We start from the raw sequence: 17836 nt of genomic DNA, 5'->3' as shown, positions 1-17836 counted from the left end.
TCAGCCGTCCCGGCCGGTGACGGTCTCCGGCGCCGCGAGGCGTACGCCGACGCCGCGCACCGTCGTCAGGTAGCGCGGCTCGGCCGCGGTCTCGCCGAGCTTGCGGCGCAGCCACGACAGGTGCACGTCGACCGTCTTGTCGGACCCGCCCCACGGCTGGCGCCAGACCTCGACCAGCAGGTCGCGCTTGGTGACGACCTCGCCGGGCCGCTCGGCGAGGTGGGCGAGCAGGTCGAACTCGCGCGGGGTGAGGTCGACCTCGCGGCCGTCGAGGTGGACCCGTCGTCCCGCCACGTCGAGCGTCAGCCCGCCGACGGAGATCGTCGTGGGACGCTGCCGCCCGGCCTCGACCCGCCGCAGCACCGCGCGCACCCGCGCGTCGAGCTGGGCGGAGGTGAAGGGCTTGACGACGTAGTCGTCGGCGCCGGCGTCGAGCGCGCCGACCAGCGAGGGGTCGTCGTCGCGCGCGCTCGCGATGATCACCGGCACGGTGCTGACCCCGCGCAGCATCGACAGCACCTGGGTGCCGTCGACGTCGGGCAGCCCGAGGTCGAGCACGACGAGGTCGGGGGAGGAGTCGACGGCCAGCTGCAGGCCGGCCATCCCGCTCGGCGCCGAGGTGACGGTGTGCCCGCACTCGCGCAGCCCCTTGACCAGCAACGGCCGGATCCGGTCGTCGTCCTCGATGATCAGCACCTCGGCCACGACGCGAACCTACCGGTCGGCCCTCGCGCGCGGACCAGCCTTAGCCGTCCCTTAACCAGCGCCTCACCCCGCGCTGAGGTCGCGCCCGGCACGATGGGCGCGTGAGGCGTCGGATGCTGCTCGTCGGGCTGTGGGCCGCCACCACCGCGGTGGCCGTGGTGCTCGGCGTGCTCGCGGTGTCCACCGTCGGCGCGACGATCCGCGACCGCGGCCCCGTCGGCGACGAGGTGGCCGAGGACCTCTCGGCCCCGCCCGCGGAGCCCCCGTCGACCGAGGTGCCGGCGGTGCGAGAGGAGATCTCGGGGGAGTACGGCGGCTTCGTCGTGGAGTGCCGCCGCGCCTGGGCGTACGGCGTCGAGGCCCGGCCGGACCGCGCGGCCGGCTGGCGGGTGGTGTCGTGGGAGAAGGGACCCGACGACGACGTCGACGCGGTGTTCAGCAACGGCCGGAGCTCGGTCGACCTCGAGGTGTTCTGCAACCAGGGGCGGCCCACGGTCTCCGAGCTCGAGCGCAACACCCTGGGCGACGACTGACCGTCGGTCCGGTGCAACGCATCGGGTGCGGGGCGCGTCCCCTCCGGTGAGACCTCCTCACGGGAAGACACGACCATGACCTCACGCCTGCTCTCGGGAGCACTGCTCGCCGCCCTCCTCCTGCCCGCCTCCACGGCACCGGCCCTCGCCGGACCCGCGCCGGACGCCTCCGAGCGCGCCGTCGCGCGTACGACCCTGACCGTCCGCGCGCCCGGGTGCGAGGGCTGCGAGATCACCGCGCAGTCCGCCCTCACCTCCGACTACGAGGACGTGTGGCAGTCCGGGCCGGTCGAGGTGGTCGACGGGGTGGCGACCTTCCGCGTCCCCACCGACCGCACCGCCGGGCTCTCGATGAGCCTGCGGGCGCCGTGGGAGCGACGGCTGGGCTACGTCACGGTCGTCGCGATGCGCTACGCCGGCACGCAGGCCGGCGACGTGGTGAGCAAGCGCGAGGCCCGCGGCAAGCGCCGGGCGAGCGCGTGCTGGGCCGGCACGACGGAGCCGTCCTACGAGATGACGCTGCGCACCCGCAAGGTGCGCGTGGTCGGCGTCGGCCCCGGCAAGGTCCCGGGCACGCTCGCCTGGGCGCGCACCACCCAGGACTGGCTCGCGCCGGTGCGCCGGGTGTTCCGGGGCGTGATGGGCGGTCAGGACATCGACTTCTGCGAGCCGGGCTGAGCCGCGGGCCGAGCGTCATCGCAAAACCGGATGCAACCCGAAGAGCCGTCACGCCATCCTGATGGTGACAACCCTTCGCACAGACAAGTAGACGCCATGTCCTTCCGCACCACGACCGCCACCGCCGCAGCAGTCGCCGGCACCGCCCTCCTCGCCCTCGTCGCGCCGCCCGCGACGGCCACCACCGCCGACCAGGCGCCCGACGCGCGCACCGCGGCGGCTCGCACGACCCTGACCTTCACCGTCGACGACTGCGAGGGCTGCGAGGTCCAGCTCGTCAACGCCCTGCGCACTCAGCACACCGACGTGAAGGTCTGGTCGTCGAAGGCGAAGAAGGTCCGCGACGGCAAGGTCCGCTTCACGATCGGCACCAGCAAGACCTGGGGCATGTCGGTGAACGTCCGCGCGCCGTGGGAGGGCCAGACCGGCTACGTCACCAACGTCGCGTGGCGGTACAACGGCATGCTGCAGGGAGACCCGGTCACCCTCGAGCAGGCCGTGACGCGGAAGAAGGCGTCCGCCTGCTGGGAGGGCGTGCGCCGCCGCGCAGTCACCGTGCCGCTCGTCGTCGAGCAGGTCGAGGTCGACGGAGTGCACGGCCGCGTGCCCGGCAGCATCGCGTTCGTCCCGGAGACCCAGCTGTGGCTCAAGCCGATGCGCGAGGTCGTGGACGGCGTCCTGGGCTCGCAGGACGTGAACATCTGCCACTGACCGAGCAGTCGCGAGGAGGCCTCTTGCTTGCCCCTAGGCTGGTGCCATGGGCAAGCAAGAGGACTTCGTACTCCGCGCGCTCGAGGAGCGTGACGTCCGGTTCGTCCGGCTGTGGTTCACCGACGTGCTCGGGTTCCTCAAGAGCGTGAGCGTGGCTCCCGCGGAGCTCGAGAACGCCTTCGACGAGGGCATCGGCTTCGACGGCTCGGCCATCGAGGGCTTCGCCCGCGTCTACGAGTCCGACATGCTCGCCCACCCCGACGCCTCGACGTTCCAGATCCTGCCGTGGCGCACCGGCGACGACGGCTGGCCGGCCACCGCGCGCATGTTCTGCGACATCCGGATGCCCGACGGCAGCCCGTCCTACGCCGACCCGCGCCACGTCCTCAAGCGCACGCTCAGCAAGGCGGCCGACCAGGGCTTCACCTTCTACACCCACCCCGAGATCGAGTTCTACCTGTTCAAGGACATGCCGGGCGCGGGCGAGGAGCCGCAGCCGGTCGACCGCAGCGGCTTCTTCGACCACACCGCGCAGTCGCGCGGCGCCGACTTCCGCCGCGAGGCGATCACGATGCTCGAGGCGATGGGCATCTCGGTGGAGTTCAGCCACCACGAGGGTGGCCCCGGCCAGCAGGAGATCGACCTGCGCTACGCCGACGCGCTCACCACGGCCGACAACATCATGTCCTTCCGCACCGTCATCCGCGAGGTCGCGCTCGGCCACGGCATCTGGGCCTCCTTCATGCCCAAGCCCTACACGACCCACCCGGGCTCGGGCATGCACACGCACGTCTCGCTCTTCGAGGGCGACCGCAACGCGTTCTTCGAGGCCGGCGCGGAATACCAGCTGTCGAAGACCGGGCGCCAGTTCATCGCCGGCATCCTGCGCCACGCCAGCGAGATCAGCGTGGTCACCAACCAGTGGGTCAACTCCTACAAGCGGCTGCTCGGCGGCGGCGAGGCCCCGTCGGGGGTGTGCTGGGGCCACAACAATCGCTCCGCGATGGTGCGGGTGCCGATGTACAAGCCCAACAAGGGGCAGTCGACGCGCGTCGAGCTGCGCACGATCGACCCGGCCTGCAACCCCTACCTCGCCTTCGCGGTGGTCCTCGGCGCCGGCATGAAGGGCATCGAGGAGGGCTACGAGCTGCCGCGCGAGGCCGAGGACGACGTCTGGTCGCTCACCGAGCGCGAGCGCAAGGCGCTCGGCATCACCCCGCTGCCGCGCAGCCTCTGGGACGCGATCGGCATCGCCGAGGACTCCGAGCTGCTGGCCGAGACGCTCGGCGAGCACGTCTTCGACTACTTCCTGCGCAACAAGCGCGCGGAGTGGGAGGAGTACCGCACGCAGGTCTCCTCCTTCGAGCGCGACCGCATGCTCCCGGTGCTCTGAGGCCGCACGCACCGATGAGGGGGATCCGCGACTGGCCGGCCTGGCTCGTCGGCTGGACGCTCTCGGTCGAAGCCTCGCTGTGGGCCTGGGTGGCCCACGACGTGCTGCGCGAGCGGGGGGAGCCGACCCTGTCTGCCAACCCGGTGGCGGACGGTGTCCCGACCGCCGCCCTCGTGCTGGCGGTCGCGGTCCCGCTCTGCACGCTGCTGGTGCTGGTCGCGCGAACGCGACGCGTCGGCCTCGCCGCCGGCGGGATCGCGCTGCTGGGCGCGGCGTGGACCTGGTCACGGATGGGCGACGTCGGAGGCTGGTACGCCGGGCTGTCCGTGGCAGCCGGCCTGCTCGGGCTGGTCGCTGGCGCCCTCGGGCGACGGCCCGACGACGGCGACGGCCGGGCACCCGGACGGGTCGCGACCGCGTCCGCCGGGCTGGTCCTGGCCACGGCCGGGCTGGTCCTGTCGTGGACCTGCTGGCAGGGCGGCGCCTACTGGCAGTGGATGGGCAGCCAGCGCTGGACCTACGGTGCCGGCGTCGCCGCGGGCATCGTGCTCGCCCTCGCCGGGGCCACCGCGAGCCGCTGGCCCACCGCCGGACCGCCGGTCGTGCGGGTCGTGGTCGCGACCGTGCTCGCGCTGCTGGGCGCCGGCCTGCTGGTCACGGGCCATGGCATCTTCCAGCTCGAGGGCGGTGTGCTCTACCGCTTCGAGGAGAACGAGAGCCCGTGGGGCTTCGGCACCCCGGCCGTGCTGGCCGGCACCGGCCTGGTCGCGGCGGCGGTCGCCGCACTGCGCCGCCGCGGTGACCTCCTCGCCCTCTCCGCCGGGGCCGCCGTCGGCGTCGGGCTGCTCGCGCTCTGGCACGACGCGACGTGGGGGAGGCTGATGCGGTGAGCCCGCGCGTCCTCGTCGTCGAGCACCAGGCGTCCTGCCCGCCGCACCTCGTGGGCCGGTGGCTGGAGGACGCCGGCTGCGTCCTCGAGGTCTGCCGCCCCTACGCGGGCGACCCCCTGCCCCCGCCGACGGCGTACGACGCCGTGCTGGTGCTGGGCGGCGACATGGGCGCCTACGACGACGACCGCGCGCCGTGGCTGCCCGCGGTCCGGGAGCGCGTGCGCGAGGCGGTCGCTGCTGGCACCCCCGTGCTCGGCATCTGCCTGGGCCACCAGGTGCTGGCCGTCGCGCTCGGCGGCGAGGTCGCGCGCAACCCGCGCGGGCAGACCGTCGGGTTGCAGCCGGTGGGCTGGAGCGACGCGACCGCGGACGACGCGTGGGTCGGCGGCCGGACCGGCGACGAGGTGGCGATCCACTGGAACAACGACGTCGTGGTGGCGATGCCCGACGGCGGGGTGGTGCTGGCGCGCACGCCCGGCGGCGAGGTCCAGGTCGCCCGGTTCGCCGACCGCGCGTGGGGCGTCCAGGCCCACCCCGAGGTCGACGCCGACGTGGTCGCCGGGTGGGCGGCGGACGATCGCGACGACCTGGTCGCGCTCGGGCTCGACGAGGCCGCGGTGGTGGCCGCCGTGGCGGACGCCGAGGCGCGGCTCGAGGAGCACTGGCGACCGCTCGTCGAGCGGTTCGCCGCGATCGCGGGAGGGAACCGATGACGTCGAGCGGCGCCTTCGTGCGCAAGGGCTTCGCCGACGGCGCCGCCGCGGCCGCCGGCATCGAGGCGCTGGGCGACGCCGGCCGTCCGCTCACCGACGTGCTGGCCGCGACCGCCGACCCCGACGCCGCGCTCGCCGAGCTGCTGCGCCTGGTCGAGGCGCTGGACGACCGGTCCGCGGGCGCCGGCCGGGCGATGCTGACCGAGGTCGCCGACGACGAGGGCACCGCGATGCGGCTGTGCTGCGTGCTCGGCGCGAGCGCCGCGCTCGCCCAGCACCTCGTCCGCCACCCGGACCACTGGCGTGAGCTCACCGACCCCACGCTCGGCAGCACCCGCCCCGCGGCCTACGCCGTGCGCGCGGCGATGCTGGCCGCCGTCGGGGCCGACCACACCGCGACCGAGCCGGTCGCCACGGTCGCGGACGCGGAGGCCGTCGACGCCCTGCGCGTGGAGTACCGCCGGATCCTGCTGCGCCTCGCCGCCCGCGACCTCGCCCATCACGTCGGGGTGGACGACGCGGCGGCGGAGCTGTCCGACCTCGCCGGCGCGACGCTCGAGGCGGCGCTCGCCGTGGCGCGGGCGCGGGTGGGGGAGCAGGCGCACGCCGCGCGGCTCGCGGTGATCGCGATGGGCAAGTGCGGCGGCCACGAGCTCAACTACGTCTCCGACGTCGACGTGGTGTTCGTGCACGAGCCCGCCGAGGGCGCCGACGACGGGGTGGCGCTGCGCGCCGCCACCCAGCTGGCCTCACACCTGATGCGGATCTGCTCCGACCACACCCGCGAGGGCGCGATCTGGCCGGTGGACGCCAACCTGCGTCCCGAGGGCAGCCAGGGGCCGCTGGTCCGCACGCTGGCCAGCCACCGCGGCTACTACGAGAAGTGGGCCAAGACCTGGGAGTTCCAGGCGCTGCTCAAGGCCCGTCCGGTGGCCGGCGACCTCGCGCTCGGCCGGGCGTACGTCGAGATGATCGAGCCGATGGTCTGGTCGGCCGCCGAGCGCGACGGCTTCGTCGCCGACGTGCAGGCGATGCGGCGTCGCGTCGTCGACCACATCCCCGCCCACGAGGCCGAGCGGCAGATCAAGCTCGGCTCGGGCGGGCTGCGCGACGTCGAGTTCGCGGTGCAGCTGCTCCAGCTCGTGCACGGCCGCGCCGACGCGACGCTGCGCGACGGGGCCACGCTGAGCGCGCTGGCGAGGCTCACCGACGGCGGCTACGTCGGCCGCGAGGACGGCGAGAAGCTGCACGAGGCGTACGCCTTCCTGCGCACCCTCGAGCACCGCGTCCAGCTGCACCAGCTGCGCCGCACGCACGTGCTGCCCGACGACGAGGCGTCGTTGCGCCGGCTCGGTCGCTCGCTGGGGCTCTTCTCCGAGCCGGTCGCCCAGCTCGACAAGCAGTGGCGCCACCACCGCCGCGAGGTCCGGCGGCTGCACGAGAAGCTGTTCTACCGCCCGCTGCTCGGCGCGGTCGCCCGCCTGGCCGGGTCCGAGGCGCGGCTCTCGCTCGAGGCGGCCGAGGCGCGGCTCGCCGCGCTCGGCTACGCCGACCCCAAGGCGGCGCTGCGCCACCTCGAGGCCCTGACCAGCGGGGTCTCGCGCACCTCCGACATCCAGCGCACCCTGCTCCCGGTCCTGCTGGAGTGGTTCGCCGACGCGCCGGACCCGGACGCCGGGCTCTTCGGCTTCCGCCGGATCAGCGAGAGCCTGGGGCGCTCGCCGTGGTACCTCACGATGCTGCGCGACGAGGGCGAGGTCGCCCAGCGGCTGGCCCACGTGCTGGGCACCTCGCGCTACGCCACCGACCTGCTCGAGCGCGAGCCGCAGGGCGTGCGGATGCTGGGGGAGTCGCTCGAGCCGCTCAGCGCCGAGGCGGCGCTCGCGGAGATGCAGGCCGTCCTCGAGCGGGCCGACTCGCCCGAGGCTGCGGTCGGCGCGGTGCGGGGCGTACGCCGTCGCGAGCTGCTGCGGATCGCCACCGGCGAGCTGGTCGCCGGCACCGACGTCGCGCTCGTCGGGCAGGGGCTGAGCCGGCTCACCGATGCGACGCTGCAGGCGACCCTCGACATCGCGGCCGAGGCGGTGCGCCGCCAGCGCGGCCTGGAGCAGGCGCCGAGCGCGATCGCGGTGGTCGCGATGGGGCGCTACGGCGGGTTCGAGCTGTCCTACGGCTCGGACGCGGACGTGATGTTCGTGCACGACCCGGTCGAGGGGGTCGAGGCGCAGGTCGCGTCGTCCTACGCCACGGCCGTCGTCGCCGAGCTGCGCCGTCTGCTGTCGCTGCCGGCCAGCGACCCGCCGCTCGAGGTCGACCCGGACCTGCGGCCCGAGGGCAAGAACGGACCGATGGTGCGGACCGTGGAGTCCTACGCCGCCTACTACGCCAAGTGGTCGCACGTGTGGGAGTTCCAGGCCCTGCTGCGCGCCGACGCGGTGGTCGGCGACGAGGCGCTGCGGCGGCGCTTCACCGAGCTGGTCGACCCGCTGCGCTTCCCCGCGGGCGGCATCAGCGAGGCCGACGTGGTCGAGGTGCGCCGGATCAAGGCCCGGGTCGACGACGAGCGGCTGCCGCGCGGCGCCGACCGGCAGACCCACCTCAAGCTCGGCCGCGGGGGACTGGCCGACGTCGAGTGGACCGTCCAGCTCCTGCAGATGCGGCACGCCGGCGCGATCGAGGCGCTGCGCACGCCCCAGACGCTGCCGGCGCTGGCGGCGGCCGCCGAGGCGGGCCTGGTGTCGGAGGACGACGCGGCGACGCTCGCCGAGGCGTGGCGGCTGGTCAGCCGGGTCCGCAACGCCGTCACGCTGGTGCGGGGCCGCCCGGCCGACCAGCTGCCGCGCGACGCCCGGGAGCGCGCCGCGGTGGCGCGGGTGCTCGGCTACCCGCAGGGCGCGTCCGACCAGATGGTGAACGACTACCTGCGCACCACCCGCCGGGCCCACGCGGTGGTCGAACGGGTGTTCTGGGAGTGAAGTCTCGTGCTTCATCCGGCCTAGAAGAAGGTATGCTCTTCAGATGAGCGAGATGAAGCTCGAACCTTCAGTCACCGTGATCGGTGACCTGGTGGGCTCGCGCCGCAGCGCCGACCGCGCCGCCGTCCACGAGCGGTTCGCCCGCGCGGTCGCGGAGGTCAACGCCACCTTCGCGCCACCGGTGCCGCTCCGGATCGGGGTCGGCGACGAGTTCCAAGGCATCTTCGCCACCCTGGGTGACGCGGTCGCCGCGACCCTGCGCCTGCGGCTCGCGCTGCTGCCCGACGTCGACGTGCGCCAGGGCATCGGGTGGGGAGGCGTGCAGGTGCTGGCCGACGAGCCGCGCGTCGAGGACGGCCCCGGCTGGTGGGCCGCGCGGTCGGCCGTCGACACGGCCGAGGACTACGAGCGCCGCGCCCCGCTGCGCGGGGTGCGCACGGCGTACGCCGCGGCGGAGGGCGAGGACGGTCCGCCGCCGGCGCTGGTCAACGCCGCGCTGATGACGCGCGACCAGGTCGTCTCCGGCCTGTCGCCGCGCTCGATGTCGGTGCTGGATGGTCTGCTGAGGGGCAGGCAGCAGCAGGAGATCGCCGACGACCTCGGCATCAGCCCCTCGGCGGTGTCGCAGCGGGTGCGGGCCGACGGCATCGGCGTGGTGCTGGCTGCCGACGAGATGCTGCGCGGACTGTGACGGAGGGAGGACGACGATGAGCTGGCTCGGGATCCTGCTGATCGGCTTCGCGGTCACCGACCTGACCCACTCGGTGCGGCGCACGCCGGTGCTGCCGGGGTGCGTCGGGGGACTGGTGGCGCTCGTCTCCGGGCTGCTCGCCGGCCTGACCTCCGGGCGTGACGTGGCCGCGCTGCTGGTGGTGGCCGCGGTCGTGGTGCTGTGGGACCTCACCGTCACGTGGGGCTTCCGGCACCCGGGGCCGGCGTGGCTGCCGCTCACGCTGTTCGTCCTCGCGGTGGGCGCTGCCGTGGTCTGCTCCGGCTTCGCCCCGGAGGCGTCTGGCCTGCTCGGGCGCTGGCTCGACCACGTCACCGTCCCGGTGCTCGCCGGCGTCACGCCCGACCGGTTCCTGCTGGTGGTCGGTGCGTTCGGCGTCCAGCTCTCCACCGGCAACGTGCTGGTCCGGCTGGTGCTGAAGACCACCGGCACCATCAACCCCCGCAAGGACGGCGGCATGCCGCCCACCCAGCTCAAGGGCGGTCGGCTGCTCGGTCCGCTCGAGCGGGTCTTCATCCTCGCGCTGGCGATGGGTGGCCAGGTCACCGCCGCGTCGATCGTGGTGGCGGCCAAGGGCCTGCTGCGCTTCCCCGAGCTGTCCTCGCGCCACGAGCAGCAGACGGTCCACGAGATGACGGAGTACTTCCTGCTCGGGTCGTTCGTGTCGTGGCTCGTCGCGCTCGGGTCGTACGTGCTGCTGATGTAGGAGTGGGGCAGTCCGCCCACTATGACGCAGGCCAGATCGGCGGAAGCCAGCGGCCGCCGGACAGTGATCATCGAGTGACCGGACCGACGACCAGCCAGGGACTCGATAGTCAACAAGCAACGCTTGCTATGTCCTGTTGTGCTCTTCAGTTGTGTGCGGCGTGTCGGCGCCGGTTGCTACCGTGTCGCGACGGATCGGCCGAGTTTGAACTGCGTGACATGGGGGACCGATGGATCTGATTGGTGAGCTTCTCCACCGGAGGCTCCTGACCGAGATCGGTGAGGGGGAAGAGCGGCTCGCGATGGTGCGGGACGCCGCTCTGGCGCTCGGTAAGCGGTTCAAGGGCGACCTACGTTCCTTGGTGCCGCACGCCGTCGTTGCCGCCGTCGATGAGGACTGCGGCGCTGAAACCGACCCGCTCACAGAAGCGTACGAGGAGTTAGCAGCGCAGTGGGAGACGGTCCGCAACGCGTTCGACGGGCCGCCGCTGTCGCTACTCCGTGCCATCACGCTTGCAGCGGTCGCGACAGCGGCCGAGGACGACTCAAATATTCTCACCGCCGCCTGGTACTCGCTACGCACCGCATTGGAGGAGCTGCCGGCGGGGAGCTGGGCTGAGCCGCTAGGTGATTTGTTGAAGACGTGGGACGACGCCGCGTGGGAAAGCGTTCAAGCGTCTTGGTCCCCTGTGTCGGTGTCATCGAAGGTGACGATGCCCTCTGTCTCGAAGGTCGTCGACGATCGCATCACGACACCCACGGGGACAACCGCGCGCGAGAACGCGGCCGCGTTCGTAGCGTCGAACAACTGGCAGCACTTCGCCATAGCCATGATGCCGGAGTACCCGGCTCATGTTGAGGCGCTAGTAAGCGCGTCTGAGGTTGCTTCCGCGAAGGCGCTCCGTCAGTCGAACGAGGACCTTCGGACGTTCGCTGGCGAGCTCGGCAAAAAGCTGCGCGAGATCCTTGCGGCCCAGGAGAACGCCATTGAGTCGACGCGCCTGCGGGGCGAACTCCTGTGGTGGGAGCGCACGGCGTTCAGCCCGACGCGTCGAGTCGGGTACTCCGACCTTCAACCGGCCGAAGTTCCGGTCGCTGCGGCATACGACCTGCACCTGCTAATGCCTGAGGTAGCGCCCCTGGCAGCCGAACATCTGCTGTCCGGCGTGGTTGCCACGGCCACTGGCGACGCGAAAGTCTCCATCGAAGATCTGTCAGGGGCTGCCGACAGCCTCCCAGCTGGTAGCAGGCACACTCCAACACTTGTTCTTGACGCCGCCCAGTCCGATGCAGAGACCCAGTTGCTGGCACGGAGTAAGGACATGACGGCCAGCCGTGCCGCGGTGCTGCTGTTCCGGGATCTTCAGGCTCGACGTCTCAGCGGAACCGGTACCAACCGATCATGACGACCACAGCGGGCGGCGCCGCCACCTGCAGCCGCGAGAACTGTTACGCGCCGGACACCCTCTGCGTACTGGGCAACGTTGCAGGGTGCGAACACCTAGCGGTCCCGGCGCCGGAGGGCGCTCCAGCGCCCGAGCAGGAGGTGACGCAGGGCCAGCGACTCCCGTGGTCCGGCCTCGCGCTAGGCCTGACCGACGTGTTCCCGATTGCCGCACAGAGTCGCCCGCACGTGGTCGGTGTCGTCGGGGCAGCGCGTTCAGGGAAGACCACCCTGCTCGCTGCCCACTGGGTTGCTGCCCGTCGCGGACTGGGAAGGTACAGCCGGTCGTTCGCCGGGTCCTATAGCTTGATGGGTTGGCACCAGATTGCACGACACCTACAGTGGCAGCCGGTTGGCTCCGGGTTCCCACCACACACCTCCTCGTCGGATGTCCGCTCCCCTGCGCTCCTACACGTCGCGTACTCGAACCACGACGATGCAGCTGACGGCGCCCGCCCGTTCCACCTTCTGCTCACTGACGCACCGGGCGAGTGGTTCTCCCGTTGGGCCGAAGAACCTGCCCTCGCCGAAGGCGCTCAGTGGGTGGCCGACCACGCGGATGCTTTCCTCCTCCTCGCCGACGGCGATGCACTCCGCGGCGCGGAGCGTGGCCAGGCCCGCGTGAACTACCAGTCGCTCGCCATTCGTCTTCGGACTGCTGCCGCCGGACGTCCGGTCATCCCGGTCCTCTCGAAGGCCGACGTCGGCGTCCCCGAAAACATGCTGGAAGCGATCAATAGGGTCAATCGCAAGTACTTCGAGATGGAAGCCCTGCAGGTCTCCGCGCACGACCCAGAGACCTTTTCGTCCATCGTTGAGCCGATCGATTCGGCCATCGAGGCGGCGTTGCGCCCCGTATACGCCAGCACCGGCGACCCAGAAAAGTGGGTGCGTCAGATGGCAGTTCAACTGCGCGGAGGACGCCGATGAACAGCGGCCAGGTCCTAGTGCTAGGCGGCCCGGATTCCGGCAAGTCCACCTACCTGCTCCAGCTCTACGGTCGCGTGTTCGACGGCGACGGCCAGATGCAGTTGCGTGGAGCCGTCGATTCGCTGGTCGCCATCAAGGACGGGCTCGCCCGCCTCGCCACCGGGCGCCCCGCCGCCCATACTGCGAACGGAACCGAGACCAGCCTCACCCTCCCTCTCGTCGAGAACCACACGGGCCGCGAGTGGGACATCACTGTTCCCGACTACGCAGGTGAAGATTTGCGTCGAGTGGGAGACTCCCTGCGGCTGCCAGACCGGTGGCGCGACCTAGCGGCGACTAGCGACCACTGGGTCGTGATGGTTCGCCTCTCCCTACACCCCGACATGCCTGACCTGGTGAGCCGACCCGTCGGCGAGCTCGCCAGTGCCTCAGCCGAACGGGCCGCAGGTGCTGATGTTCAGAAACTGCCGATCGACATGTTTCTTGTCGAACTGCTGCAACTTCTCCAGCACGGCCGCACCCAGCTCGAAGTGACCAACGACCTTCGTGTCACGGTCGCACTTTCGTGCTGGGACGAACTCGGTTACCCCGACGACACCATGCCTTCGCAGGTGATTCGTAACCAACTGGCGCTCCTCGACTCCTACTGCACGACGACGTTCGGCCCGCGTTACCGTGTTCTCGGTCTGTCCGCGCAGGGCCGGGCGCTTACCGAAGCCAATCCTGACGTTGAGTTCATTGACGAGGGCCCGAGCGCCATGGGCTGGCTCGTGTCGGAGGACGGGGCACGCGACCCCGACCTGACCAAATTGATTGCGGTGGAATGACCGAATTCCATCTCGCGCGCTTCGGTAACAAGTCCGGCGCACACGACGTCGTCGGACACAGCGGCGTAGATAACACCATCCTGGCCGCCATCGTGTGGCGAACAGACGCCCCGGCTCTCAGTGAGGGCCTCGATCTTGAACCGTTCGTCTCCGCGTACCGGCTGGGCGAGACCTTCATCGTCACATCGACCGCCGCAGATGTCACCGCGGACCGTGCCGGCATGGTCGTCACTACCGCAGCCGTCGTTCCGACTGCCGCGGTAGAAACGCTGGACCTTCACGCCCTGTGGGACACCCTCAGTGAGCCCATTCCGGTCGACAGTCCGCTCAATGCGTCCGCCTTTGTCATCGGCACCGCCGAACAGGGAATTCACACCCACCCGGCTGGCGCAAAGGCCGCAGGGTCTGCACTCATCGGCAAAGGTCGCGTGGTTTGGGCCGGCGCCGGCTTTGAGGAGGCGGTCGCGTGCATGTGGGCGCACCTTCGCCCCCACGACCGGCCGCGACTGGTTGTCGGCGCCGCCGCACACCCCGACCGCATCTCCTCTCCGACTGAGGGCGAATCCCTGCTGTTCATTAGGACCGCTGCCAGCGCCCTCGCCCGGTGGGCGGACTGGCCGACCGCGTCTGCCGAATCCGCCGAGGCGTTCGACCCGGTCCGCGATGCCATGTTCGGCGACGACGCTGGCATCGCCGACCGGTTCGCCAACCGGCTCGGCCTGGGCCATGTCGAGTTCGCCACCTGGCGCCACCTCGCCACCGCCGCCACCTTGTTCGACCGCCTACCGACGTTGGACCACGAGGGCGCCCGGGGCCTGCTGCAGCTCCTTGGTCTCATCCAACCCGACCCCGAACACGGCGCCGAAGTGAAGAACGCGGTCTTGGAGCATCTCTCGAAACTGACGGCGACTGCGTCATTCGTCGACGTCCGAGGACTACGTGGCTTACCGTGGCACGCCTACGAGAGCGGCGTGCGTCGCCAGCTGTTCGACATATGGGCAGCGGCAACTGTCCCTGATGTTATCCGCACCAGCGAGGTGGTGGCGGCTGCGACGTCGGTGCTTTCCGAGGCAACCGACGCCTTTCTCAGAGAGCTGGAGTCAGCCATCTCAGCAGCCATCGAAGATGGCCACGTCGGGCGCCTAGTAGGCGCAACCCTGATGGCGGCCGACGGTGCCGGTGCGTTGACCTGGCTCGTCAATGTCCGAACCGCCCAAGCCATCGACGAGGCCATCTTCTCGAACGTCACCTCCGGCCACCCGGTGCCGCCATGGATGCAAACCTCCGCCCAAGAACTGCGCCTTCCCAACGCGCATGCGTTGTCGGTGCCTGTCGCGGACCCGGTGTCTGCGTGGAAGGACCAAATCGCGCTTCCGTCCCGCAAGACCTCCGCAGAGGACATCCTCGCCGCTCGGACCGGTGAAGCTGGCGTTGTTGCCGCTGCGGTCGCACTGGGTGATAGTCAGCTCCTCGACCGCGCCGCCCAACTCATCGTCGCTGACCCCTCGCTGCTGCGCCAGGGCGATATCAGCGACGTCGGCTTCCGCACGTTGTGGTTCGCGGCCACGAGGGCTGGCGGCGATCCGTGGGCATCGGTTCAGCCCGCCGACGCAGTCGTACCGCTTCTCGACCTCCTCGTCGCAGGAGACGATGTCGAACCGAAGGTGCTCGAGTCACTGTCACACACCACGTCCGCTGACATCGCTACCTACCCGAGCCGTGCGTCGGTCTGGTCCAAGCTACCGCTGGTGGCAATCACGGGGTTCAAGGAGGCGACCGCACAGACCGTCGCAAGATCATTCAAGAACGGCGACACACCCATCGAGCAGCCCCTGGTCGCCACGGTACTTTCCCCGTCACTGCTCGGATCTGTGTCTCGGGAATCCACAGCCCAAGCCCTCACCTTGTTGTCGTCTGTCCTGAGCGCCACCGCCAGCAACGCCATCACCGTCATCGAGAACGGCATCTTCACCCCAACGGAAGAAGCAACACTCAGCAACCTCGTCCGCACGCGTCGTTGGCGCTACGCGGCCGAACGCATCATCACGTTGAGCGCCGCCCGATCCGACCTCGCTCAAGCAGCAGCAGCCGTGGACAGCATGTTTGGGTTCTTCGACCGGCTCACCAGATACATGAGTTCCGGAAGGCCGGTCCCCAAGATCACAACAAGCGAACTACACGACGCACTCACCGACGTTGCCTCCCAGCTGTACAAGCAGGGCCCGTCGACCGAGGCAGTGTGGGAGCGAGCGGGGGGTAATGACGCCGATCTCGTTACGGGCAAGACCGGACGGCTGACCTGGGGCCGCGCTCTCCAAGACGTCCTTGCTGGAAGGAAGGGAGCACCGTCCCTCGAGAACCTTCTCGCATCCATGCTCGAGGACTACCCAACCAATCAGCAGCTCCTGACCCTGAAGAAGACGACAGAGAACGGAACCCAACGATGACCAGCACCGACATCAACGTCCTCGTCGTCACCGCCCTCAAACTCGAGAGGCTCGCGGTCCGCGAACACCTTACTAACGTCGAAACCGAAACGGCCTCCGGTCTCGCAGCCGATATCGGCACCAGCGCGTCCAGCCCCGGACAATGCATCGCCATCATCGAAACCGGCCCGGGGAACGTCAGTGCAGGAATCCTAACTGCCAAGGCCGATGAGACGTTCCGCCCCGAGTACATCGTCATGTTCGGCATCGCCGGAGGCGTCAAAGACGTCGCGATCGGCGACGTCGTCGCTTCCAGCAAGATTTACTGGGTCGAGGGGGGCAAGGCAGCCGACAAGTTCAAGCCCCGACCCGACTTCGCCGCGGTCAGCTCTTCAGTGCTACAACTCGCCCGGGCTGTGTCCGCAGACAACGCGTGGATGGGGCGCGCCAAGGGCAGCGGAGGCAGTTGGCCAGGAACAGGACGCGAACCCGATTCTTTCGTCGGCCCCATCGTCGTTGGCGAGAAAGTTGTCGTCGACGAACGCGCCGAAGTCGCTCAAATCATCTCCCAGACGTTCTCCGATGCCATCGCCGTGGACATGGAGGACTTCGGAGCGCTGCGCGGCGGAGCCGCCAATGAACGCGCCAAAACTATCGCCATCCGAGGCATCTCCGACCTCATGGCGCACAAAGCCGATGCCGACGCCGGCGGGTCCCAACCACTCGCGGCGGCTAACAGCGCCGCGTTCCTCTTCGACCTCCTCGACCGACTCGCCTCGAGCACAATGGTCGCCGCTTCAGAATTAGTAGCTCCACCACCCACCGACCGGATTAACCAGCTCGTGTCCGTGGCAAGGCGTCTCTATCCTGGCGGACCCGAGCAGGATGCGCTCTGGGAGCGCTCAGGCGGTGACCCGTCCCGTCTAAACCGCGAAGGCTCTGGCGCCACTAGATGGTGGCATGCAATGCAACTGCTGGAGAACGGCGGAGGCGGCGACATCACCGTCGACACCCTTCTTACTCAGATGCGCGCTGACTACCCCAACAACGAGCACCTGAACAGGCTGACCTAGCCTCCACCGTCAAAGGGGTGCAAGCGCCAGCGGACAGATGCGAAGGCTGCGTCAATCCGCCGCGATGCCTCTCGTGCCATATCTAGGGGTAGCGGCTCGGGCCTAGCGACAGTTCGAGCGCCTCGTCCTCGCTCGGCGGACCAGGTCGGGGCTTGACCGACTCCGCCAGGTGACACCGTTGACGACCCTCCTTCCCTTCCAGCCCGACGCCATGACACCTGCACACCTCGCTGCGGTGTCCTATCTCGCCCGCTACTCAGGGCACACCCTCACGTTGTACTCCTCCCAGCTGCGACGCTGGTTCGCTTGGTGCGAGACCGACGCACTCGACCCGCTCGTCGGGATCCAGCGCGCCCACATCGAGCTCTACATCCGACACCTCGGACAAGCCGGGCTGATGGCATCGTCGGTCGTCACGTCAATGCATGCCGTCCGCGGCTACTTCCGCTACGCCCACATCGACGGAGTCATCGTGTCCGATCCAGCTGTGTACGCGCGCCTGCCGAAGGTGTACCGCGACGAATCCCGGACCCAAGGTCTGGACCGCCTAGAGCTCATCCGCTTCCTCCAAGTTGCCCAGACGCTCACGGTCCACCATGGAGCGCTGGCGTTCCTCCTCGGCATCAACGCCCTGCGTGCATCCGAGGCGGCCGCGGTGCGGATCGAGGACTACGCCGAAACCCTTCGTGGACACCGCGTCCTTCATCTCGTCGGGAAGGGTGACAAGCCCGCCACCATGCCCATCACCATTCCCGTGCTGCGTGTCCTCGAGGCCTGCCGCGGCCGCCGGACCGAGGGACGGCTCATCCTGCGCCCGGTATCCGGCAACCCCATCGACAGGCGAGACGCATACCGGATGGTCGCCCGCATCGCGAAAGCCGCGGCCATCCCGCGCCGCATCAGCCCACACTCGCTGCGCCACGCCGCCATCACCAACGCCCTCGACGCTGGCGTCCCGCTCCGCGACGCACAGATCCTCGCCCGGCACTCCGACCCACGCACCACCGAGCACTACGACCGCGCCCGCGGCAACCTCGACCGCCACGGTGTCCACTTCCTCACCGCCTACGTCGCTGGCGTCTAGAGGTCGGCGGCAACATCAC

Annotated in this window: 16 protein-coding genes; 15 read left to right on the top strand and 1 reads right to left on the bottom strand. The window is 70.2% G+C overall.

The annotated features are described in order from the left end of the window. Positions 1–705, bottom strand: coding sequence for a response regulator transcription factor (locus tag KDN32_RS12440; RefSeq protein ID WP_211732592.1), 705 nt, complete (start codon positions 703–705; stop codon positions 1–3). Between the two features lie 101 nt (positions 706–806). Between KDN32_RS12440 and KDN32_RS12435 the strand changes: the two genes are divergently transcribed. The 15 genes from KDN32_RS12435 (at position 807) to KDN32_RS12365 (ending at position 17817) form a co-directional block, all read left to right on the top strand. Continuing rightward, positions 807–1238, top strand: a complete 432-nt coding sequence (locus KDN32_RS12435; RefSeq protein ID WP_211732591.1) for a hypothetical protein — start codon at positions 807–809, stop codon at positions 1236–1238. 75 nt (positions 1239–1313) lie between these two features. Continuing rightward, on the top strand, positions 1314–1916 hold the full coding sequence (locus tag KDN32_RS12430; protein WP_211732590.1) for a hypothetical protein: 603 nt from the start codon (positions 1314–1316) through the stop codon (positions 1914–1916). A 96-nt stretch (positions 1917–2012) separates the two neighbouring features. After that, positions 2013–2627, top strand: a complete 615-nt coding sequence (locus tag KDN32_RS12425) for a hypothetical protein (RefSeq protein ID WP_211732589.1) — start codon at positions 2013–2015, stop codon at positions 2625–2627. A 46-nt stretch (positions 2628–2673) separates the two neighbouring features. Next, entirely contained in the window at positions 2674–4020 is a 1347-nt protein-coding gene (locus tag KDN32_RS12420) for a glutamine synthetase family protein (RefSeq protein WP_211732588.1), read from the top strand. Between the two features lie 14 nt (positions 4021–4034). Next, on the top strand, positions 4035–4910 hold the full coding sequence (locus tag KDN32_RS12415) for a hypothetical protein (RefSeq protein WP_211732587.1): 876 nt from the start codon (positions 4035–4037) through the stop codon (positions 4908–4910). Next, positions 4907–5623, top strand: a complete 717-nt coding sequence (locus KDN32_RS12410; RefSeq protein WP_211732586.1) for a type 1 glutamine amidotransferase — start codon at positions 4907–4909, stop codon at positions 5621–5623. Before KDN32_RS12415 ends, KDN32_RS12410 begins: the two co-directional genes overlap by 4 nt. Continuing rightward, entirely contained in the window at positions 5620–8598 is a 2979-nt protein-coding gene (locus KDN32_RS12405; RefSeq protein WP_211732585.1) for a bifunctional [glutamine synthetase] adenylyltransferase/[glutamine synthetase]-adenylyl-L-tyrosine phosphorylase, read from the top strand. The genes KDN32_RS12410 and KDN32_RS12405 overlap by 4 nt, the downstream gene beginning before the upstream one ends. Positions 8599–8641: 43 nt before the next feature. After that, positions 8642–9289 carry a SatD family protein gene (locus KDN32_RS12400; RefSeq protein ID WP_249217047.1) on the top strand — a complete coding sequence of 216 codons (648 nt, stop codon included), beginning with the start codon at positions 8642–8644 and terminating at the stop codon, positions 9287–9289. Positions 9290–9305: 16 nt separating this feature from the next. Beyond that, entirely contained in the window at positions 9306–10034 is a 729-nt protein-coding gene (locus tag KDN32_RS12395) for a hypothetical protein (protein ID WP_211732584.1), read from the top strand. Positions 10035–10263: 229 nt separating this feature from the next. After that, positions 10264–11439, top strand: coding sequence for a GTPase-associated system all-helical protein GASH (locus KDN32_RS12390; RefSeq protein WP_211732583.1), 1176 nt, complete (start codon positions 10264–10266; stop codon positions 11437–11439). Further along, the gene (locus KDN32_RS22470) at positions 11436–12407 is read left to right on the top strand and encodes a TRAFAC clade GTPase domain-containing protein (protein ID WP_249217046.1); all 972 of its coding nucleotides are present in this window, start codon (positions 11436–11438) and stop codon (positions 12405–12407) included. Before KDN32_RS12390 ends, KDN32_RS22470 begins: the two co-directional genes overlap by 4 nt. Beyond that, the gene (locus KDN32_RS12380; RefSeq protein ID WP_211732581.1) at positions 12404–13234 is read left to right on the top strand and encodes a TRAFAC clade GTPase domain-containing protein; all 831 of its coding nucleotides are present in this window, start codon (positions 12404–12406) and stop codon (positions 13232–13234) included. The genes KDN32_RS22470 and KDN32_RS12380 overlap by 4 nt, the downstream gene beginning before the upstream one ends. Further along, entirely contained in the window at positions 13231–15681 is a 2451-nt protein-coding gene (locus KDN32_RS12375) for a GAP1-N1 domain-containing protein (RefSeq protein ID WP_211732580.1), read from the top strand. The genes KDN32_RS12380 and KDN32_RS12375 overlap by 4 nt, the downstream gene beginning before the upstream one ends. Further along, complete coding sequence (locus KDN32_RS12370; protein WP_211732579.1) at positions 15678–16733, top strand: phosphorylase family protein; 1056 nt, start codon at positions 15678–15680, stop codon at positions 16731–16733. Before KDN32_RS12375 ends, KDN32_RS12370 begins: the two co-directional genes overlap by 4 nt. Before the next feature lie 178 nt (positions 16734–16911). Continuing rightward, positions 16912–17817: a tyrosine-type recombinase/integrase gene (locus tag KDN32_RS12365; protein WP_211732578.1), complete on the top strand. Its 906-nt coding sequence runs from the start codon at positions 16912–16914 to the stop codon at positions 17815–17817. The last annotated feature ends 19 nt before the right edge of the window (positions 17818–17836 follow it).

Source organism: Nocardioides palaemonis (assembly GCF_018275325.1).
Lineage (GTDB): Bacteria > Actinomycetota > Actinomycetes > Propionibacteriales > Nocardioidaceae > Nocardioides > Nocardioides palaemonis.
The sequence above is the reverse complement of the archived record's forward strand: the minus strand, read 5'-3'. Positions and strand labels throughout refer to the sequence as shown.

Bases quoted from the DNA above. Each gene is read 5' to 3' on its own strand.
- KDN32_RS12430 (WP_211732590.1), top strand. From the start codon at position 1,314: ATGACCTCACGCCTGCTCTCGGGAGCACTGCTCGCCGCCCTCCTCCTG.
- KDN32_RS12425 (WP_211732589.1), top strand. From the start codon at position 2,013: ATGTCCTTCCGCACCACGACCGCCACCGCCGCAGCAGTCGCCGGCACC.
- KDN32_RS12420 (WP_211732588.1), top strand. From the start codon at position 2,674: ATGGGCAAGCAAGAGGACTTCGTACTCCGCGCGCTCGAGGAGCGTGAC.
- KDN32_RS12415 (WP_211732587.1), top strand. From the start codon at position 4,035: ATGAGGGGGATCCGCGACTGGCCGGCCTGGCTCGTCGGCTGGACGCTC.
- KDN32_RS12405 (WP_211732585.1), top strand. From the start codon at position 5,620: ATGACGTCGAGCGGCGCCTTCGTGCGCAAGGGCTTCGCCGACGGCGCC.
- KDN32_RS12400 (WP_249217047.1), top strand. From the start codon at position 8,642: ATGAGCGAGATGAAGCTCGAACCTTCAGTCACCGTGATCGGTGACCTG.
- KDN32_RS12395 (WP_211732584.1), top strand. From the start codon at position 9,306: ATGAGCTGGCTCGGGATCCTGCTGATCGGCTTCGCGGTCACCGACCTG.
- KDN32_RS12390 (WP_211732583.1), top strand. From the start codon at position 10,264: ATGGATCTGATTGGTGAGCTTCTCCACCGGAGGCTCCTGACCGAGATC.
- KDN32_RS22470 (WP_249217046.1), top strand. From the start codon at position 11,436: ATGACGACCACAGCGGGCGGCGCCGCCACCTGCAGCCGCGAGAACTGT.
- KDN32_RS12380 (WP_211732581.1), top strand. From the start codon at position 12,404: ATGAACAGCGGCCAGGTCCTAGTGCTAGGCGGCCCGGATTCCGGCAAG.
- KDN32_RS12375 (WP_211732580.1), top strand. From the start codon at position 13,231: ATGACCGAATTCCATCTCGCGCGCTTCGGTAACAAGTCCGGCGCACAC.
- KDN32_RS12370 (WP_211732579.1), top strand. From the start codon at position 15,678: ATGACCAGCACCGACATCAACGTCCTCGTCGTCACCGCCCTCAAACTC.